The organism is Kitasatospora sp. NBC_00039, from assembly GCF_045160625.1.
GTDB lineage: Bacteria > Actinomycetota > Actinomycetes > Streptomycetales > Streptomycetaceae > Kitasatospora.
Genome location: NZ_CP108289.1, coordinates 6,319,807 through 6,336,315, shown reverse-complemented (window position 1 = coordinate 6,336,315; position 16,509 = coordinate 6,319,807). Strand labels below are relative to the sequence as shown.

Annotated in this window: 18 protein-coding genes; 10 read left to right on the top strand and 8 right to left on the bottom strand. The window is 73.3% G+C overall.

Annotation, left to right across the window (positions count from 1 at the left end; genetic code table 11):
- Nucleotides 1-5 precede the first annotated feature (5 nt).
- Complete coding sequence (locus OG286_RS28165; protein WP_396319435.1) at nucleotides 6-983, bottom strand: carbohydrate kinase family protein; 978 nt, start codon at nucleotides 981-983, stop codon at nucleotides 6-8.
- A 248-nt stretch (nucleotides 984-1,231) separates the two neighbouring features.
- Here OG286_RS28165 and OG286_RS28160 point away from each other — a divergent pair, with 248 nt between their 5' ends.
- Both OG286_RS28160 and OG286_RS28155 read left to right on the top strand, forming a co-directional pair.
- Nucleotides 1,232-1,450 (top strand): hypothetical protein, encoded by a 219-nt coding sequence (locus tag OG286_RS28160; RefSeq protein WP_396319436.1) that lies wholly within the window; start codon nucleotides 1,232-1,234, stop codon nucleotides 1,448-1,450.
- 139 nt (nucleotides 1,451-1,589) lie between these two features.
- A complete protein-coding gene (locus OG286_RS28155) occupies nucleotides 1,590-2,324 on the top strand; it encodes a hypothetical protein (RefSeq protein ID WP_405365856.1) in 735 nt (244 codons plus the stop codon).
- 84 nt (nucleotides 2,325-2,408) lie between these two features.
- On the opposite strand, the gene erpA is transcribed toward OG286_RS28155, so the two are convergent.
- Nucleotides 2,409-2,762 (bottom strand): iron-sulfur cluster insertion protein ErpA, encoded by a 354-nt coding sequence (gene erpA / locus OG286_RS28150; RefSeq protein ID WP_209411899.1) that lies wholly within the window; start codon nucleotides 2,760-2,762, stop codon nucleotides 2,409-2,411.
- Between the two features lie 246 nt (nucleotides 2,763-3,008).
- Here erpA and OG286_RS28145 point away from each other — a divergent pair, with 246 nt between their 5' ends.
- Nucleotides 3,009-3,884, top strand: a complete 876-nt coding sequence (locus OG286_RS28145) for a GNAT family N-acetyltransferase (RefSeq protein ID WP_396319438.1) — start codon at nucleotides 3,009-3,011, stop codon at nucleotides 3,882-3,884.
- A gap of 66 nt (nucleotides 3,885-3,950) precedes the next feature.
- On the opposite strand, the gene OG286_RS28140 is transcribed toward OG286_RS28145, so the two are convergent.
- The 3 genes from OG286_RS28140 to OG286_RS28130 all read right to left on the bottom strand — a co-directional run bounded on the left by OG286_RS28140 (nucleotide 3,951) and on the right by OG286_RS28130 (nucleotide 7,052).
- Entirely contained in the window at nucleotides 3,951-5,318 is a 1,368-nt protein-coding gene (locus OG286_RS28140; protein ID WP_396319439.1) for a pyridoxal phosphate-dependent decarboxylase family protein, read from the bottom strand.
- A 209-nt stretch (nucleotides 5,319-5,527) separates the two neighbouring features.
- A complete protein-coding gene (locus OG286_RS28135; protein ID WP_396319440.1) occupies nucleotides 5,528-5,992 on the bottom strand; it encodes an Lrp/AsnC family transcriptional regulator in 465 nt (154 codons plus the stop codon).
- Between the two features lie 136 nt (nucleotides 5,993-6,128).
- Nucleotides 6,129-7,052, bottom strand: a complete 924-nt coding sequence (locus tag OG286_RS28130) for an NADP-dependent oxidoreductase (protein WP_396319441.1) — start codon at nucleotides 7,050-7,052, stop codon at nucleotides 6,129-6,131.
- Nucleotides 7,053-7,274: 222 nt separating this feature from the next.
- On the opposite strand from OG286_RS28130, the gene nadA reads away from it, so the two are divergent.
- Nucleotides 7,275-8,507, top strand: coding sequence for a quinolinate synthase NadA (nadA, locus tag OG286_RS28125; protein ID WP_396319442.1), 1,233 nt, complete (start codon nucleotides 7,275-7,277; stop codon nucleotides 8,505-8,507).
- A gap of 93 nt (nucleotides 8,508-8,600) precedes the next feature.
- Here the strand turns inward: nadA and OG286_RS28120 are convergent, their stop codons facing one another.
- Nucleotides 8,601-8,894 (bottom strand): PspA-associated protein PspAA, encoded by a 294-nt coding sequence (locus OG286_RS28120; protein ID WP_396319443.1) that lies wholly within the window; start codon nucleotides 8,892-8,894, stop codon nucleotides 8,601-8,603.
- Nucleotides 8,895-8,931: 37 nt separating this feature from the next.
- Nucleotides 8,932-9,732: a PspA/IM30 family protein gene (locus OG286_RS28115; protein ID WP_396319444.1), complete on the bottom strand. Its 801-nt coding sequence runs from the start codon at nucleotides 9,730-9,732 to the stop codon at nucleotides 8,932-8,934.
- 301 nt (nucleotides 9,733-10,033) lie between these two features.
- On the opposite strand from OG286_RS28115, the gene OG286_RS28110 reads away from it, so the two are divergent.
- Entirely contained in the window at nucleotides 10,034-10,633 is a 600-nt protein-coding gene (locus tag OG286_RS28110) for a DUF3043 domain-containing protein (protein ID WP_396319445.1), read from the top strand.
- A 200-nt stretch (nucleotides 10,634-10,833) separates the two neighbouring features.
- Nucleotides 10,834-11,532, top strand: coding sequence for a class I SAM-dependent methyltransferase (locus OG286_RS28105; protein ID WP_396319654.1), 699 nt, complete (start codon nucleotides 10,834-10,836; stop codon nucleotides 11,530-11,532).
- A gap of 37 nt (nucleotides 11,533-11,569) precedes the next feature.
- Here the strand turns inward: OG286_RS28105 and OG286_RS28100 are convergent, their stop codons facing one another.
- On the bottom strand, nucleotides 11,570-11,773 hold the full coding sequence (locus OG286_RS28100; protein ID WP_396319446.1) for a hypothetical protein: 204 nt from the start codon (nucleotides 11,771-11,773) through the stop codon (nucleotides 11,570-11,572).
- A 106-nt stretch (nucleotides 11,774-11,879) separates the two neighbouring features.
- On the opposite strand from OG286_RS28100, the gene cobU reads away from it, so the two are divergent.
- The 4 genes from cobU (at nucleotide 11,880) to OG286_RS28080 (ending at nucleotide 16,459) form a co-directional block, all read left to right on the top strand.
- Entirely contained in the window at nucleotides 11,880-12,458 is a 579-nt protein-coding gene (gene cobU / locus OG286_RS28095; RefSeq protein ID WP_396319447.1) for a bifunctional adenosylcobinamide kinase/adenosylcobinamide-phosphate guanylyltransferase, read from the top strand.
- 151 nt (nucleotides 12,459-12,609) lie between these two features.
- Nucleotides 12,610-13,725, top strand: a complete 1,116-nt coding sequence (gene cobT / locus OG286_RS28090; protein WP_396319448.1) for a nicotinate-nucleotide--dimethylbenzimidazole phosphoribosyltransferase — start codon at nucleotides 12,610-12,612, stop codon at nucleotides 13,723-13,725.
- 139 nt (nucleotides 13,726-13,864) lie between these two features.
- A complete protein-coding gene (locus tag OG286_RS28085; RefSeq protein WP_396319449.1) occupies nucleotides 13,865-14,656 on the top strand; it encodes an adenosylcobinamide-GDP ribazoletransferase in 792 nt (263 codons plus the stop codon).
- Nucleotides 14,657-14,953: 297 nt separating this feature from the next.
- Nucleotides 14,954-16,459 (top strand): leucyl aminopeptidase, encoded by a 1,506-nt coding sequence (locus OG286_RS28080; RefSeq protein ID WP_396319450.1) that lies wholly within the window; start codon nucleotides 14,954-14,956, stop codon nucleotides 16,457-16,459.
- Nucleotides 16,460-16,509 lie beyond the last annotated feature (50 nt).

Genomic DNA, 16,509 nt, shown 5'->3' with positions numbered 1-16,509 from the left:
GCAGGCTACTTGACCAGGTGCGCGCGGATCTCGGCGGCGGCCTCGGCGCCGTAGGCACCCTCGAAGCGCTGCAGGAAGGCGCTCGGGCGCAGCTCGTACTCCTGGGTGCCGACGGTCTCGATCACCAGGGTGGCGAGCATGCAGCCGAGCTGGGCCGAGCGCTCCAGGTCCAGCTCCCAGGAGAGACCGGCCAGGAAGCCGGCGCGGAAGGCGTCGCCGACGCCGGTCGGGTCGGCCTTGGTCTCCTCGGGGGCGCAGCCGACGACCACCGGGGGCTCGCCCTTGCGGTCGATCCGCACGCCCTTGTTGCCGAGGGTGGTGACCCGGGTGCCGACCCGGGTGAGGATCTCTTCGGCGTCCCAGCCCGTCTTGGTCTCGATCAGCGCGGCCTCGTACTCGTTGGTGAAGAGGTACGCGGCGCCGTCGACGATCTCCCGGATGTCCTCGCCGTCCAGGCGGGCCAGCTGCTGGGACGGGTCGGCCGCGAAGGCGTAGCCGCGGGTACGGCACTCCTGGGTGTGGCGGACCATGCCCTGCGGGTCGTCGGCACCGATCAGCACGAGGTCCAGGCCGCCGACGCGGTCGGCGATCGGCTTCAGCTCGATGTTGCGGGCCTCGGCCATCGCCCCGGTGTAGAACGAGGCGATCTGGTTGTGGTCCTCGTCCGTGGTGCACATGAAACGGGCGGTGTGCCGGGTCTCGGAGATGTGGACGGACTGGCAGTCCACGTTGTTGCGCTCCAGCCAGCTGCGGTACTCGGCGAAGTCCGCGCCGGCGGCGCCGACCAGGATCGGACGCAGGCCGAGCACACCCATGCCGAAGGCGATGTTCGGTGCGACACCGCCCCGACGGATGTCGAGGGTGTCGACCAGGAAGGACAGCGACACGGTGTGCAGCTGCTCGGCGACGAGCTGGTCGGCGAACCGGCCGGGGAACGTCATCAGGTGGTCGGTGGCGATCGAGCCGGCGACGGCGATACGCACGGGAGGTCTCCTCAGGATGGCGGCATGGCCACGGAAAGCAGGGGGCGAACCCACTCACGGTACCCGGCGGGGGGCGGGCGGCGGCAAGACCGCGGGAATTGGCACCGGCCACCGTCGAACGTGTACTACCCCCGGGTAGCTCTGGTGGGGGCCGGGTGGTCGGCCTAGGGTCGCTGGCAGGGGCCGGGTCCGGCCCCGACCGAGCCGTGGCAGTGCGGCCGCGGCACCGTGGATCGGAGCGATCACCGATGATGCCCAGCTACCACCCGCTGCGTGTTCCGCCGGCCCTGCGGGGTGACTCGGACGCCGAGACCCTGGACGCGCTGGTGGACTCCTCCCGGCAGCTGCGGCGGTTCTGGCCGCTGCTGGCGACCGGCCCCGAGCCGGCCACCCCCGCGCGGGCCGGCTTCCGGGTCTCCTCCGGGGCGCAGCGGCTGGTCGCGGGAATGGCCGAATACGGCATGTGAACCGTCCCGGGGGCGGCCTCGCAGCCGGCCCGGCGGAGGGGCCGCTCCGATGACGGGAACCGGATTGGTCCGGGGCACGTCACATCCGCGCGGTACGGCCGGGAAGGCGGTGCCGCTGAGCCCTCGGGAGGATGGACAGATGGATCTGTTGGATCTGGAGCCGATGCCCCGGCACACCGGTGGTGTGCCTGCCCGCCGGTCGCGCGGGCGGCGGACGGTGGCGCTGGCGGGTCTGGTGCTGGCGGCGGCCGTCACGGTCGCCGGGTGCGACGGGGGCGGCAAGTCGGCCTCGGACGCGGCCTCCGGCTCGGCGCAGCCGGTGTCCGCGAGTGCGACGCCGTCGGCCACCGCGTCCCCCGGCGGCCCGTCCTCCGCGGCGGCGCCGTCGGCCGGCGCCACCACGCCGGTGACGCCCCCGCCGGCCGATCCGTCGGCGGGCACCCCCGACCCCCGGCCCTCGTCGACGGCGCAGCCGCCGGCGCCCCCGGCCGATCCCCCGGGCAACGGCATCGCGGTCGGCGAGCCGGCGCCGACCGGGCAGGGGAGCGGGGCGGCGGTCCACCCCGCGGTCACCTACCGGGTGGACGGCAACAAGCTGACGGTCTGGTTCTACGGCGGCGTCTGCGAGCGGTACGCGCTGAAGGCGGACGAGTCCAAGCCGGGCCGGGTGGACGTCAAGGTCACGCTGGCGGCGCCGGTTCCGGCCGGGCAGGTCTGCGCCGAGCTGGCCAAGCGGCAGACGGTGTCGGCCGAGCTGAAGCAGCCGCTGGCGGGCCGGGCGGTGACGGACCTCGCCACCGGGCAGCCGGTGCCGCTGGAGGCCGACCCGCACGTCGGTCCGGACCCGGCGACCCCGGACGTCTCCGGGAAGTAGGCGGCGGGCAGGCGGCACGGACGGTCCGCAGAAACGGCGAAGGCGGCCCCGGGAGGATCCGGGGCCGCCTTCGCCGTCTGCCGACTAGCTGAACGAGTCGCCGCAGGCGCAGGAGCCGGTGGCGTTCGGGTTGTCGATCGTGAAGCCCTGCTTCTCGATGGTGTCCACGAAGTCGACGGTGGCGCCGCCGAGGTACGGGGCGCTCATCCGGTCGGTGACGACCTTCACACCATCGAAGTCCTTGATCACGTCGCCGTCGAGCGAACGCTCGTCGAAGAACAGCTGGTAACGCAGGCCCGAGCAGCCACCGGGCTGGACGGCGACGCGCAGAGCGAGGTCTTCGCGGCCCTCCTGCTCCAGCAGGCCCTTGACCTTGGCCGCGGCGGCATCGGTAAGGAGGATGCCACTCTCGACGGTGGTCTCGTCCTGGACGGTCATCTGCTTTCTCCCGGTCTTGACGACGGTCTGCCGCCAGTGCCAACCGATGGCCGTCCGGATTCATTTCCCGGACGACGGTGTATTTCGTCGGTGGTCCTCTGCGGCGGAATTTCCGTGGGCCGGGTGTACCACCCGCTCCCCTACGCTCCCCATGCTCGCACACCGGCGGGGGTCGGGCACCGCCCCGGCCTGCCGATCCGGACGAACCGGCCCCGTCCGGGCGTCCCGGCGGCCAGGATGGAAGGCATGATCCTGCGACAGGTCCAGGACACCGCCGCCGACGCGGAGGCCGTCCAGTACATCGCCCGCGCCTCCTTCGCCTCGCTCCCCGACTCCCCCGGCGCCGGCACCCCTGCCGACGCCCCGCCGCCGGTCCGCTCACTGGCCCGGACGAGACACCTGGTGCGGACCGACCCGCAGGGCTGCTGGCTGGCGGAGAGCGGCGGCCGGCCGGTGGGGTCGGTGCTGTCGCTGCGCCGCGAGGGCGTCTGGATCCTCGCGCTCTTCGCGGTGGTGCCCGAGGCGCAGGGCAAGGGCGTCGGGCGGCTGCTGCTGGAGCGGGCCGCGACGTACGGGCGGGGGTGCCTGCGCGGGATGCTCTGCGCCTCGCCGTCCCCGGCCGCGGCCAGGCGCTACCGGCTGGCCGGGTTCACGCTGTACCCGGCCATGCGGCTGGCCGGGCGGGTGGACCGGTCCGGGCTGCTCGATCCCGGGGACATCCCGGTGCACCCCGGCAACGCCACCCACCGGCACCTGCTGGACTCGGTGGACCGGCGGCTGCGCGGCGCCGCGCACGGGCCGGACCACGAGCTGATGCTGGCCCACTGCGAGGAGCTGCTGGTGGCGGACGCGCTGGCCGGCAGCGGCTACTGCTACCGGGACGGCGGCGAGGTGAAGCTGCTGGCCGCCACCTCGAAGCGGATCGCCGTGCGGCTGCTGCGCGAGGCGTTGGCCCGGGTACCGGACGGGGTGGAGGCCCAGGTGGAGTACCTGACCGCCGAGCAGGAGTGGGCGCTGGACGTCGGGCTGGAGGTGGGCCTGGCGCCGCAGACCCGGGGCTATCTGGGCCTGCGCGGGATGCGGCCGCCGACGCCGTACCTGCCGAACGGCGCGCTGCTGTAGCCGGCGCAGCGGTAGGGACGGCCAACCCCCCGCCGGGCGCCCCGGCGGGGGGTTTCGAAGGCCTGGTCAGACCATGGTGTCCAGGATCTCCCGGACCATGTCCATGGTGGTGCCCGGGTGCAGGAAGGCGAAGCGGGCGACCGTCTCGCCGTCCCAGCCGGTCGGGGTGACGAAGCCGATCTGGTCCGCGAGCAGCTGCTGCGACCAGCGGTAGTAGTCCTCGTTGGTCCAGCCGGTGCGCTTGAAGCAGACCGCGGAGAGCTGCGGGTCGAACAGCAGCTCCAGGTGCTCGGTGTCGCGGATCAGCTGCGCGGTGTCCCGGGCCAGCTGGAGGCCGGTCTCGATGGCGTCGGTGTACGCCTGGGTGCCGTGCACGGCCAGCGAGAACCAGAGCGGCAGGCCGCGGGCGCGCCGGGTCAGGTGGTAGGCGTAGTCGGTGGGGTTCCACTCGTCGCCCTCGGTGTGCAGCACGTCCAGGTAGGAGGCGTCCTGGGTGTGCACGGCGCGGGCCAGCTGCGGGTTGCGGTAGATCAGCGCGGCGCAGTCGAACGGGGCGAACAGCCACTTGTGCGGGTCCACCACGAACGAGTCGGCGTGCTCGATGCCGTTGTAGCGCTCGCGCACCGAGGGGGCGAAGAGACCCGCGCCGCCGTAGGCACCGTCCACGTGGAACCACAGGCCGCGCTCGCGGGCGACCTCGGAGAGGCCCTGCAGGTCGTCGACGATGCCCTCGTTGGTGGTGCCGGCGGTGCCGACGACGGCGATCACCGTCTCCGGGTTCGGGTCGGCGGCCAGGGCGGCCCGCAGCGCCTCACCGGTGAAGCGGCGGTCGACGGTCGGGACCTTGAAGGCCTCGACGCCGATGATGTTGAAGGTGTTCTTGACCGAGGAGTGCACCTGGTCGGCGACGGCTATCCGCAGCCTGGCCTCGGGGCCGACGCCGAGCCTGCGCCGGGCGGTGTCGCGGGCGACCACCAGCGCGGAGAGGTTGCCGGCCGAGCCGCCGGAGACGAAGGTGCCGCCGGCCGTCTCGGGCATGCCGGCGCGGTCCGCGATCAGGCGCAGCACCTGGTTCTCGGCGGCGATGGCGCCGGCCGCCTCCAGCCAGGAGATGCCCTGGAGGGAGGCGCAGGAGACGACCATGTCGAAGAGCAGCGCGGCCTTGGTGGGGGCGCACGGGATGAACGACAGGTAGCGCGGGCTGTCGGCGGAGATCACCGCGCGGGAGAGCTCGTGGTCGTAGAGCTTGAGGACGTCGGCCGGGTTGTTGCCGTCCGGGTTGAGCAGGCCGGCCAGCTGGGCGCGCAGGTGCTCGCCGTCACCGGGGTGGTCGAGCGGGACGGGGTCGTACTGCAGCCGCTCCCGCATGTAGTCGAAAACCAGGTCGACCAGTTCGTTGTCGGGCCGGTGCATGCGGTCGGGGGCTGCGGACACGGGGGTCCCTCTCGGCTGTGGGGTGTCGGGGGAGGACCGGCGGCGCGGGGCTCGTCACCGCGTTGCCGGACGTCATCAGCCTAGGCAGCGGGGGGCCGGCGCCGCGCGTCGGAACGCGGCCGGCCGGGCAGGATTCGGGCGTCTTCGGGCCGGTCCGCGCAGGATTCCTGCGCCGGGGCCGGCCGGGGCCGTACTGGGCCCTTCGGGGGTCAGCCGATGAGCTGGGAGAGGACGACGGAGGAGCGGCTGCGCTGGACGCCGGGCTCCTTGCGGATCCGCTCGATCACCGCCTGGAGGTGGTGCATGTCGGTGGCGCGCAGGTGGACCAGGGCGTCCGGGTCTCCGGTGACCGTCCAGGCGGCGACCACCTCGGGGAACTGCCTCAGACTGGCCAGGATCTCCTCGGGGGCGGTCCGCTCGCGGCAGTAGACCTCGACGAAGGCCTCGGTCTGCCAGCCGAGGACGGACGGGTCGAGGACGACGGTGAAGCCGCGGACGACCCCGCGCGCCCGCAGCCGGTCGATCCGGCGGCGGACGGCGGTGGCGGAGAGGTTCACCTGGAGGCCGATCTCGGCGTAGGAGGCGCGGCCGTCTCCGGCCAGCCGGGCGAGCAGCAGCCGGTCGGTCTCGTCCAGGTCGGCCCCGACCGTCTCGTGCGCTCGGCTGCTGCTCATCGGTGCGGGGCTCCACAGGTCGTACGGGATCGGCGAGGGGCAGCTGGAGGCGGCGGCCGCCGAAACGGTTCTGCACCATTCTGGCGGATGACAGGACCGAGTCCACCGCTGGCAGATGACGACCGTTGGACGGTTGTCAGTCCACCAGCAGGACGATCTTGCCCCGGGTGCGGCCCTCGGCGCTCAGCGCCTGGGCGGAGGCGGCCTGGGCGAGCGGGAAGGTGGAGGCGACGGTGACGGTGAACCTGCCGGCGTCGGCCAGGGCGGCCAGCTCGGCCAGCCCGGCGGCGTCCGGGCGGACCCAGAGGTACCGGCCTCCGAGCGCCCTCACCCGGTAGTCGGCGACCGAGGCGATCCGGGCCGGATCGGCGACCAGGCCGGCGGAGAGCTCGGCGGCGCCGCCGCCGACCAGGTCGAGGGCGGCGTCCACACCGCCGGGGGCCAGCGCGCGGACCCGCTCGGCCAGGCCCTCGCCGTGCGCGACCGGCTCGGCGCCCAGAGCCCGCAGGTAGTCGTGGTTGCGCTCCCCCGCGGTACCGATCACCCGGGCGCCGAAGGCCCTGCCGAGCTGCACCGCGAGGTGGCCGACCCCGCCGGCCGCGGCGTGCACCAGCAGGGTGTCGCCTTCCCGGATCCCCAGCGCCTTGAGCCCCTGGAGCGCGGCCAGCCCGGCCAGCGGCAGGCCGCCGCTCTGCGCCCAGTCCAGCGCAGCCGGCCTGCGGGCCAGGGTGCGGACGGGCGCGGCGACCAGCTCGGCGTAGGTGCCGTGCTCGACCCAGTCCTTGCGGACGTACCCGAAGACCTCGTCCCCGGGGGCGAACTCGGTGACCCCGCCGCCGACCGCGCGGACCACCCCGGCCACGTCCCAGCCCATCACCAGCGGGAAGTGGGCGTCCAGCAGCCCGTCCAGGTGCCCCTCGCGGACCCGCCAGTCCACCGGGTTCACCCCCGCCGCCCTGACCTGCACCAGGACCGAGTCCGGCCCGACCTTCGGGTCCGGCAGCTCGGTGTACTCGACCACCTCGGGGCCGCCGTAGCGGCGGATCGCGATTGCCTTCACGGGCCAAGCCAACGCGATCCGCCCCGGATATCGATTCGGCCACGCCGGACCCCTGCCGTATCTTGCTCCCGGCTCCGCCGGAGGACTCCGAACCGGCGAGCGGTTCTCGTCACATCGACAGGACGGCCATCGTCAGTCTGACGCTAACCGGTTATCATAGATAGCGTCAGATAGACGAGAAGGCTGCACCGACCGATCGGCCGCACAGAAGGGCACCCGCCCGTGACCACCACCATCACCGAGACCTACGGCGTCGACCCCACCCCGACGCCGCTCGCTCTGCTGCTGCTCGGCCGTGAGGCCGACCCGAACAGCGAGCGTGGCGTCGAGTGCCCCGGCGACCTCCCGGCCGCCTCCGACCCGGACCTCGTCGAGCGCGCGCGGGCGGCCAAGGCCGCACTCGGCGACCGCGTCTTCATCCTCGGCCACCATTACCAGCGCGACGAGGTGATCGAGTTCGCCGACGTCACCGGCGACTCCTTCAAGCTCGCCCGCGACGCCGCCGCCCGCCCGGAGGCCGAGTACATCGTCTTCTGCGGCGTGCACTTCATGGCCGAGTCGGCGGACATCCTCACCACCGACGCCCAGCAGGTCGTCCTCCCGGACCTCGCCGCCGGCTGTTCGATGGCCGACATGGCCACCGCCGAGCAGGTCGCCGAGTGCTGGGACGTGCTGACCGATGCCGGCATAGCCGACGTCACCGTGCCGGTCTCGTACATGAACTCCTCCGCCGACATCAAGGCCTTCACCGGCAAGCACGGCGGCACCATCTGCACCTCGTCCAACGCCAAGCGGGCGCTGGAGTGGGCCTTCGAGGAAGGGGCGGCGCGAAGCGCCTCGACCGAGGGTGACGGTGGGCGACGGGTGGGCGAGAAGGTGCTCTTCCTGCCGGACCAGCACCTGGGCCGCAACACCGCCGTGCGCGAGATGGGCTTCTCGCTGGACGACTGCGTGCTCTACAACCCGCACAAGCCGAACGGCGGCCTGACCGCCGAGGAGCTGCGAAACGCCAAGATGATCCTCTGGCGCGGCCACTGCTCGGTGCACGGCCGGTTCTCGCTCGACTCGGTGAACGACGTCCGCGCGCGCATCCCCGGCGTCACCGTGCTGGTGCACCCCGAGTGCAAGCACGAGGTCGTCGCGGCCGCCGACATGGTGGGCTCGACCGAGTACATCATCAAGGCGCTGGACGCCGCCGAGCCCGGCTCCAAGTGGGCCATCGGCACCGAGCTGAACCTCGTCCGCCGGCTGGCCAAGGCGCACCCCGACAAGGAGATCGTCTTCCTGGACCGGGCGGTCTGCTTCTGCTCCACCATGAACCGGATCGACCTGCCGCACCTGGTCTGGGCGCTGGAGTCGCTGGTCGAGGGCCGGGTTCCGAACGTGATCAGCGTCGACCCGGAGACCGAGAAGTACGCCAAGGCGGCGCTGGACCGGATGCTCGCCCTGCCGTAACCCGGCGCCGTACGAACGCAGAAAGGGCGGGCCCCCTCCATCACGGAGGGGGCCCGCCCTTCATCGCGTCTGGCGTCCGGCGCGAGACGGCAGCTACTCGGGGATGCCGGGGATCAGGCCGTCACCCTCGGCCCGAAGCAGCTGCCGGACCTGGTCGATCGTCGCGTCGGCATCCGGGAGGATCAGGTCGGACGGCTCCAGCGAGTCGTCCGCCAGCGGGGTACCGAACTTCTTGACGGCACTCAGCAGTTCACCGAGCGCCCGCCGGAAGTGTTCCTCGTCCCCCGACTCCAGTGCGGCGAGGAGCTCCTCGTCCAGCTCGTTGAGCCGGTTCAGATGGGTCTCGCCCACCTCGAACTGGCCCTCCCCCATGACCCTCATGATCATGCCGTGCGTCTCCCTGGTTGGTGGGGTGAAGCTCAGATCACTTGTTGTAGTTGATACGCGGGGTGTCCTGCTGCGACGCGTCCTGCGCCTTGCCCTGCTCGATGGCCTGCGGGCCGGAGGACGGCGAGCCGCCCGTCAGCTCGGCCTTCATCCGGGCCAGCTCCAGCTCGACGTCCGAGCCGCCGGCCACGCGCTCCAGCTCCGCCTCGATGTCGTCCTTGCGGCCGAGCCCGCTGGCGTCGTCGAGCGCACCGGAGGCCAGCAGCTCGTCGATCGCACCCGCGCGGGCCTGCATCTGGGCGGTCTTGTCCTCGGCCCGCTGGATCGCCAGACCGACGTCGCCCATCTCCTCCGAGATACCGGAGAACGACTCGGCGATCCGGGTCTGTGCCTGGGCAGCGGTGTAGGTGGCCTTGATGGTCTCCTTCTTGGTGCGGAAGGCGTCCACCTTGGCCTGCAGCCGCTGGGAGGCGAGCGTGAGCTTCTCCTCCTCGGCCTGGAGCTGCTGGTACTGCGTCTCCAGGTCGGTGATCTGGGACTGCATGTTCGCCTTGCGGGTCAGCGCCTCGCGCGCGAGGTCCTCCCGGCCGAGCGAAAGCGCCTTGCGGCCCTGGTCCTCGTACTTCGCGGACTGCTGCTGGAGCTGGGTCAGCTGGAGTTCCAGGCGCTTGCGCGAGGTGGCCACGTCCGCGACGCCGCGACGTACCTTCTGGAGCAGCTCGAGCTGCTTCTGGTACGAATAGTCCAGCGTCTCTCGCGGATCCTCCGCCCGGTCCAAGGCCTTGTTCGCCTTGGAGCGGAAGATCAGCCCCATACGCTTCATGATTCCGTCGCTCATGGGCCTCGGGTGCCCCCTTCTCCGGCCTGCGGTCTCTATCTCGTTACCAGACACGACGAGTGTATGTGCAGCGAGCCCGTCGCCGCAGTGCACCTGCCTGCAACAAGACTGCTACAGCGACCCCCGCGACTGCCTCATCCCCGCGGTGGATCCGGCCCTCATCCCACCCACCGACCTCCGAAGTGATCCCCTACGGGAAGACCCCCGGAAACCCGGCACCGGGCCCGGCCGCACGCGATCGATATGCGTTTGGGTCCGAGGACACCCGAAGAAGCGGTCCCGCACCCCGTACGCTGGTGGTGTGTTCCGACGCCGTTCAGATGATGCCGCCGCCTCCGCCGCTGTGCTGGAGAAGCAGGACGAGACGACCCAGGCCCGCGACCCGCAGGCGAAGAAGGGCCGCCCCACGCCCAAGCGCAGTGAGGCCGAGGCCAACCGGCGTACCCGGGTGACCGTGCCCAAGGACCGCAAGGAGGCCTCCCGCCAGGCGCGCGAGCGCATGCGCGCCGAGCGCGAGAAGCAGCGCACCGCGCTGCTGGAGGGCGACGAGCGCCACCTGCCGGCCCGCGACAAGGGCCCGGTGCGCAAGTTCGCCCGCGACTACGTGGACGCCCGCTGGTCGCTCGCCGAGTTCTTCCTGCCCGCCGCGGTGGTCATCCTGGTCCTCAGCATCGTGAAGGTGCCGGCCCTCCAGCTGCTCTCCACCGTGCTGTTCCTGGCCTTCTTCGTACTGGTGATCCTGGACTTCGTCCGCCTCGGCTTCGGTCTGCGCAAGCAGCTCGCCGAGCGCTTCGCCGGCCAGAACACCCGCGGCGCGGTCGCCTACGGCGTGATGCGCATCCTGCAGATGCGCCGGCTCCGGCTGCCCAAGCCGCAGGTGCGGCGCGGGGAGAAGCCCTGACCGCCGAACCGGTGGACTCCGGCTGGGCCCCTCCCGCCTGGGAGGGGCCCGGCCTGTACGCGCTGCCGGGCCAGGGGGACGGCGGCCACGACCGGATCGCCCAGGAGCGCCGGCTGCCCTCGCGCAGCGGCTCCTTCGCCGGCGGCACCGGCCCCTGGCTGGACCGGCTCGGCAGCCTGCGCAACCTCGTCCGGCAGGAGATGGTCGCCCGGCAGCTCGCCGAGCAGCTGACCGGCCGCGTCGCGCAGCGCGTCCTCGACATCGGCTGCGGCCAGGGCACCCAGGCGCTGCGCCTGGCCCGGGCCGGCCACTACGTCACCGGGATCGACTCCGACCCGGTCGCGCTCGGCGTCGCCCAGGGGGCGCTGGCCGAGGAACCGGCGGAGGTGCGCGGCCGGCTCCAGCTGCTCAGCGGCGACGGCCACCAGTGCGGACGCTGGTTCGGGCCGCGCAGCTTCGATGTCGTGCTCTGCCACGGCGTCCTGACCTACCTGCCGGACCCGGACCCGATGATCGCCTCGCTGGCCCGGCTGCTGGCCCCCGGTGGGCTTCTCTCCCTGCTGGTCCGCAACCGCGACGCGCTGGCCCTGCGTCCCGCCGCCGCCGGCGACTGGCGGGCCGCCCTGCACGCCTTCGAGAGCGACCGGTACTACAACCGGCTCGGGCTGGCCGCCCGCGCCGACCGGCTCGCCGACCTCGCCGTCACCCTCTCCGAAGTGTCCGTGCCGCTGCGGCACTGGTACGGCGTCCGGGTCTTCACCGACAACACGCCCGACGATGCGGCGCCGCCGGTGGACGGGCGGCAGCTGGCCCAGCTGCTCGAAGCCGAGGAGCGGGCCGGCCGCACCGACCCGTACCGGCAGGTCGCCGCGCTGCTGCACGTGTTCGGGGCCAAGTAGCCCGTCCCTCGCCCCTGGCCTCCGGGGCACCCGGCCCTCAGGCCTCGTGCAGGCTCATCGAGTAGATCTCCCGGCCGTCGTCGAGCAGGACCGCGGTGTCCACCCCGTCCTCGGCCAGCTGCTTCCAGGACTCCCCGATCCAGGTCTCGGCGTCCCCCTGGCCGGCGAACTCCTCCTCCTGGCCGCCGCCCGGAGCCACCGCGGTGCCGTCCGCCTTCTCGTACCGCCACGTCCACACCATGCCCGGCTCCTCCTGTGTGCTGCCTGCCCTGTACGGCCCTGTGTGCTGCGCACCTTAGCCTGCCCGGTGGGATCTTCCGTATGCCTCGTCCGGCAGGATGAGCGGTATGGCAACTGCTCCCGCACTCCCCCGCACGCTGGTCCTCGGCGGTGCGCGCTCCGGCAAGTCCACCAAGGCCGAGCAGTTGCTCGGCCGGTACGAGGACGTGCTGTACGTGGCCACCAGCGGCACCCGGGACGACGACACCGACTGGGCGCAGCGGGTCGCCCTGCACCGCGAGCGGCGGCCGGCGAGCTGGCGCACCGCCGAGACCTGCGACCTGGAGGCCGTACTGGCCGACGACGCGGACCGGGCGCCAGTGCTGATCGACTGTCTGGCGCTCTGGCTGACCGCCGTGATGGACGAGTGCGGTGCCTGGGACGACACCGTGTGGGCGGACGGCGGCGAAGCGGCGGTGCAGGCCCGGTGCGAGGCGCTCGCCGGGGCCTGGGCGGCGACCGGACGGCAGGTGGTCGCGGTCAGCAACGAGGTCGGCATGGGCGTCGTCCCGGCGACCGCCGCGGGCCGGCGCTTCCGGGACACGCTCGGAAGGCTGAACATGGCCGTGGCGGACGCCTCGGAGCGGGTCCTGCTGGTCGTGGCCGGACAGGTCCTGGCCATCAAATCGGTGGGAGTCGGCGTGTAGCCTTCCGACCGGTGACTCCTCCACCTCGGCGACGAGGCGGCTTCTCACTCGACCACTTGGGCAGTCTCATGACGGCCAAGCCCTGACCGCTGCCTGAGGCAGACCTCGAATGTACTGCGCGCATCCCGCGCTGTGAGCGAGAAACGGACAAATGGACACGACCGTGGATCTCGACACGTTCTCCTCGCTCGTCGAGCGCCCCGACGAGAGTGCCCGGCGGGCCGCCGAGGAGCGCTGGCAGACGCTGGACCGGCCGCGCGGCGGTCTGGGCCGGCTGGAGGAGCTCGGCAGCTGGCTGTCGTCCGTACAGGGGCGCTCCCCGGTGCGGCCGCTGTCGGCGCCCAAGGTGCTGCTGTTCGCCGCCGACCACGGGGTGGCGGCCCTCGGGGTGTCCCGCCTGCCCGCGCAGGGCGGCACCGCCGCCCGGGTCCGGGCGGTCCTGGACGGCACCGCGCCGGTGGCGCTGCTCGCCCGTCGGTTCGGCGCCGACGTACGGGTGGTGGACGTCGCGGTGGACGCGGAACCGTCCGACTTCCCCGACGCCGTGGTCGCGCACCGCGTACGGCGTGGCTCCGGCCGGATCGACCGCGAGGACGCGCTGACGCCGGAAGAGACCGTCAAGGCCTTCCGGGCCGGGATGACCGTCGCCGACGAGGAGGCCGACGCCGGGACGGACCTCGTGGTGCTGGGCGACCTCGGGGTCGGCTCGACCACGGTGGCGGCGGTGCTGGTCGGCGCGCTCTGCGGGACGGACGCGGCCGCGGTGACCGGGCGCGGCTCGGGCATCGACGACAAGGTGTGGATGGTCAAGTGCGCGGCCATCCGGGATTCGCTGCGGCGGGCCCGGCCGGTGCTCGGCGACCAGCTGGCACTGCTCGGCGCCACCGGCGGCGCCGACTTCGCCGCGATCACCGGCTTCCTGCTCCAGGCCGCGGTGCGGAAGCTGCCGGTCGTCCTCGACGGGGTGGTCTCGGCGGCCTGCGCGCTGGTCGCGCAGCGGATCGCGTTCCGTGCGCCCGAGTGGTGGCGGGCCGGGCAGTCCAGCGGCGAGCCGGCCCAGGCGAAGGCATACGACCGGCTGACCCTGACGCCGCTCCAGGAGCAGGGGATCATCATGGGCGAGGGCATCGGTGCGCTGATGGCGCTGCCGCTGCTCCAGGCCGCGGCGGACACCCTGGCCGAGCAGGCGCCCGCGCCCTTCGTGCCGTCGGCGCCGAAGGAGCAGCCGAAGCTGCCGTCGGCGGCGGAGCTGCTGGGGCGGGTGTAGCGGGGCCCTGCCCATTGGGGCAGAGAGCGACGGCCACCGGCCGTCGGCGCTCCAGGACCGATGGCGGCCTTCCGCCGCGCGCAGTTCCCGCCCCTTCCGGGCCGCGGTACTGGGCGGTGACCGACCGAGGAACGGGTTCGTGCAGAGCAGAGACGACCAGGCCGGCTGGGGGGAGGGACTGCGGTTCGGGTTCGGGACGCTGTCGGTGCTGCGGGTGCGGGTCGAGCGGTGGGACCGGGCGGCGGCGGGGCGGGCGATGGCGTCCGCCCCGGTGGTCGGGGTGGTGCTCGGGGCGATGGCGGCGGGCGCGGGGGCGCTGGTCGCGTGGCGTGCGGGCGGGCTGCTCGGCGCGGTGGCGGCGGTCGGGGTGCTGGCCGCACTGACCCGGGGGCTGCACCTGGACGGGCTGGCCGACGTCGCCGACGGCCTGGGCAGCGGCAAGCCAGCCGAGGATGCGCTGCGCATCATGAAGCAGTCGGACATCGGGCCGTTCGGCGTACTCACCCTGGTCCTCGTCCTGCTGGCCCAGATCGCCGCGCTGGCCGGGCAGTTCGACGCCTCGGTGCCGCGCGGAGCGCTCGCCGTCCTCACCTCGGCCACGGCCGCGCGGTGCGCGCTCGCCTGGGGGTGCCTGCGCTCGGTGCCGGCCGCCCGGCCGGGCGGGCTCGGCGCGATGGTCGCGGGGACGGTTTCGCCGGCCGCCGCGATCACGGCCACGGCCGGGTCGATGCTGGCGGCCGCCGCCGCCGGCACGGCCGACGGATGGTCAGTCCTCCGGCTTCCGCTGGCCGTTGTGGCCGGGCTCGGGTGCGCCTGGCTGCTGTTGCGGCGCTGCGTACGGCGGTTGGACGGGATCACCGGGGACGTCCTCGGCGCGATGGCGGAGACCACCGCGACCGGCACGCTGGTGGCGCTCGCGCTGCTGGGCTGAGGCGCACCGGCGGGCACCGGCAACGGACGGCCGGGCACCGGGCGGCGCGTGATCCCAGCATGCGGACTACCATGCGTGGAGCACCGCAGCCCTGCACCGTCGCAGGTCCTGCCCGGCCGACGCGCGTCGAGGAGCCGGGGCTTCTGGTGTGTGCGGCCGCCGCGACCGGCGGCCGCGCGCGCCAGGGGCCCCGGACCCGGCCCGCGCCACCGGGAGGCCCGCGGCGGCGGCTGGCTGCGCCGGTGCGGCAGCCGCGCCGCGACCGGTCGTGGACCGCGAAAGAACAGGACGCATTACGTGACTGCATTGTCTGTGAGCACCTCCTCCGCCGCCTCGCTGCGCGCGGACGCCTTGGTGATCGGTGTCGCGAAGGGCCCGAAGGGCATTGTGCTGGCCCCCGGCGCCGAGGCCGTGAGCGAGGCGTTCGAGGGCAAGCTGGCCGAGGTCCTCAGCACCCTGGGCGCGACCGGCGCCGAGGGCGAGACCGTCAAGGTGCCCTCCCCCGCCGGCCTGAAGGCCGCGCTCGTGCTCGCGGTCGGCCTCGGCGAGGCCGCCGACGGCGGCTACGGGCTGGAGGCGCTGCGCCGCGCCGCCGGTGTCGCCGCCCGCGCCCTGGCCGGCTGCAAGAAGGCCGCGCTGGCGCTGCCGGCCGAGTCGGCCGACGAGGTCGAGGCGGTCGCGCTGGGCGGCCTGCTCGGCTCCTACGCCTTCGGCACCTACAAGGGCAACGGCAACGGCAAGGAGCCGGTCGGCGAGCTCGTCCTGCTGGCCGCCCGCAAGGGCAGCAAGGACGCCAAGGCCGCCGTCGAGCGCGCCCTGGTCGTCGGCGAGGAGATGAACCGGGCCCGCGACCTGGTCAACACCGCCCCCAACGACCTGAACCCGAAGGGCTTCGCCGCGATCGCCCAGGCGGCCGGCAAGGAGCACGGCCTCAAGGTCGAGGTGCTGGACGAGAAGGCGCTGCTCAAGGGCGGCTTCGGCGGCCTGCTGGGCGTCGGCAACGGCTCGGTCAACCCGCCGCGACTGGTGAAGGTGGCCTACACCCACCCGAAGGCCAAGGCCACCCTGGCGTTCGTCGGCAAGGGCATCACCTACGACTCGGGCGGCATCTCGCTGAAGCCGGCCGGCCACAACGAGACCATGAAGTGCGACATGGCCGGCGCTGCTGCCGTCTTCGCCGCCGTGGTCGCCGCCAAGCGGCTCGGCCTGGCCGTCAACGTCACCGCCTGGCTGGCGCTGGCGGAGAACATGCCGTCCGGCTCGGCCACCCGCCCGGGCGACGTGCTGAAGATGTACGGCGGCACGACCGTCGAGGTGCTGAACACCGACGCCGAGGGCCGTCTGGTGCTCGCCGACGCCATCGTGCGGGCCGGCGAGGAGAAGCCGGACGTGATCGTCGACGTCGCGACGCTGACCGGCGCGATGGTGCTGGCGCTGGGCAACCGCACCTTCGGCGTGATGGCCAACAACGACGAGCTGCGCGAGACGCTGCACACCGTCGCGGGCGAGGTCGGCGAGCAGTCCTGGCCGATGCCGCTGCCGGCCGAGCTGCGCAAGGGCATGACCGAGTCGACCATCGCCGACCTGGCCAACATGGGCGAGCGGATGGGCGGCGGCCTGGTGGCCGGTCTGTTCCTGAAGGAGTTCGTGGCCGAGGGCATCGACTGGGCCCACCTGGACGTCGCCGGCCCGGCCTTCCACGAGGGCGCGCCGTTCGGCTACACCCCCAAGGGCGGCACCGCGAGCGCGGTGCGCACCCTGGTCCGCTTCGCCGAGCAGACCGCGGCGGGCAGCAAGGCCTGATCCGGAGGTTCGGAGCGGACGGGGTCCGGCGCGGGTGCGCCGGACCCCGT

Coding starts and splice junctions, on each gene's coding strand:
- OG286_RS28160 (WP_396319436.1), top strand. CDS start 1,232: ATGATGCCCAGCTACCACCCGCTGCGTGTTCCGCCGGCCCTGCGGGGT.
- OG286_RS28100 (WP_396319446.1), bottom strand. CDS start 11,773: ATGGTGTGGACGTGGCGGTACGAGAAGGCGGACGGCACCGCGGTGGCT.
- OG286_RS28155 (WP_405365856.1), top strand. CDS start 1,590: ATGGATCTGTTGGATCTGGAGCCGATGCCCCGGCACACCGGTGGTGTG.
- OG286_RS28115 (WP_396319444.1), bottom strand. CDS start 9,732: ATGAGCGACGGAATCATGAAGCGTATGGGGCTGATCTTCCGCTCCAAG.
- cobT (WP_396319448.1), top strand. CDS start 12,610: ATGGACACGACCGTGGATCTCGACACGTTCTCCTCGCTCGTCGAGCGC.
- OG286_RS28145 (WP_396319438.1), top strand. CDS start 3,009: ATGATCCTGCGACAGGTCCAGGACACCGCCGCCGACGCGGAGGCCGTC.
- cobU (WP_396319447.1), top strand. CDS start 11,880: ATGGCAACTGCTCCCGCACTCCCCCGCACGCTGGTCCTCGGCGGTGCG.
- OG286_RS28135 (WP_396319440.1), bottom strand. CDS start 5,992: ATGAGCAGCAGCCGAGCGCACGAGACGGTCGGGGCCGACCTGGACGAG.
- erpA (WP_209411899.1), bottom strand. CDS start 2,762: ATGACCGTCCAGGACGAGACCACCGTCGAGAGTGGCATCCTCCTTACC.
- OG286_RS28120 (WP_396319443.1), bottom strand. CDS start 8,894: ATGATCATGAGGGTCATGGGGGAGGGCCAGTTCGAGGTGGGCGAGACC.
- OG286_RS28105 (WP_396319654.1), top strand. CDS start 10,834: ATGGTCGCCCGGCAGCTCGCCGAGCAGCTGACCGGCCGCGTCGCGCAG.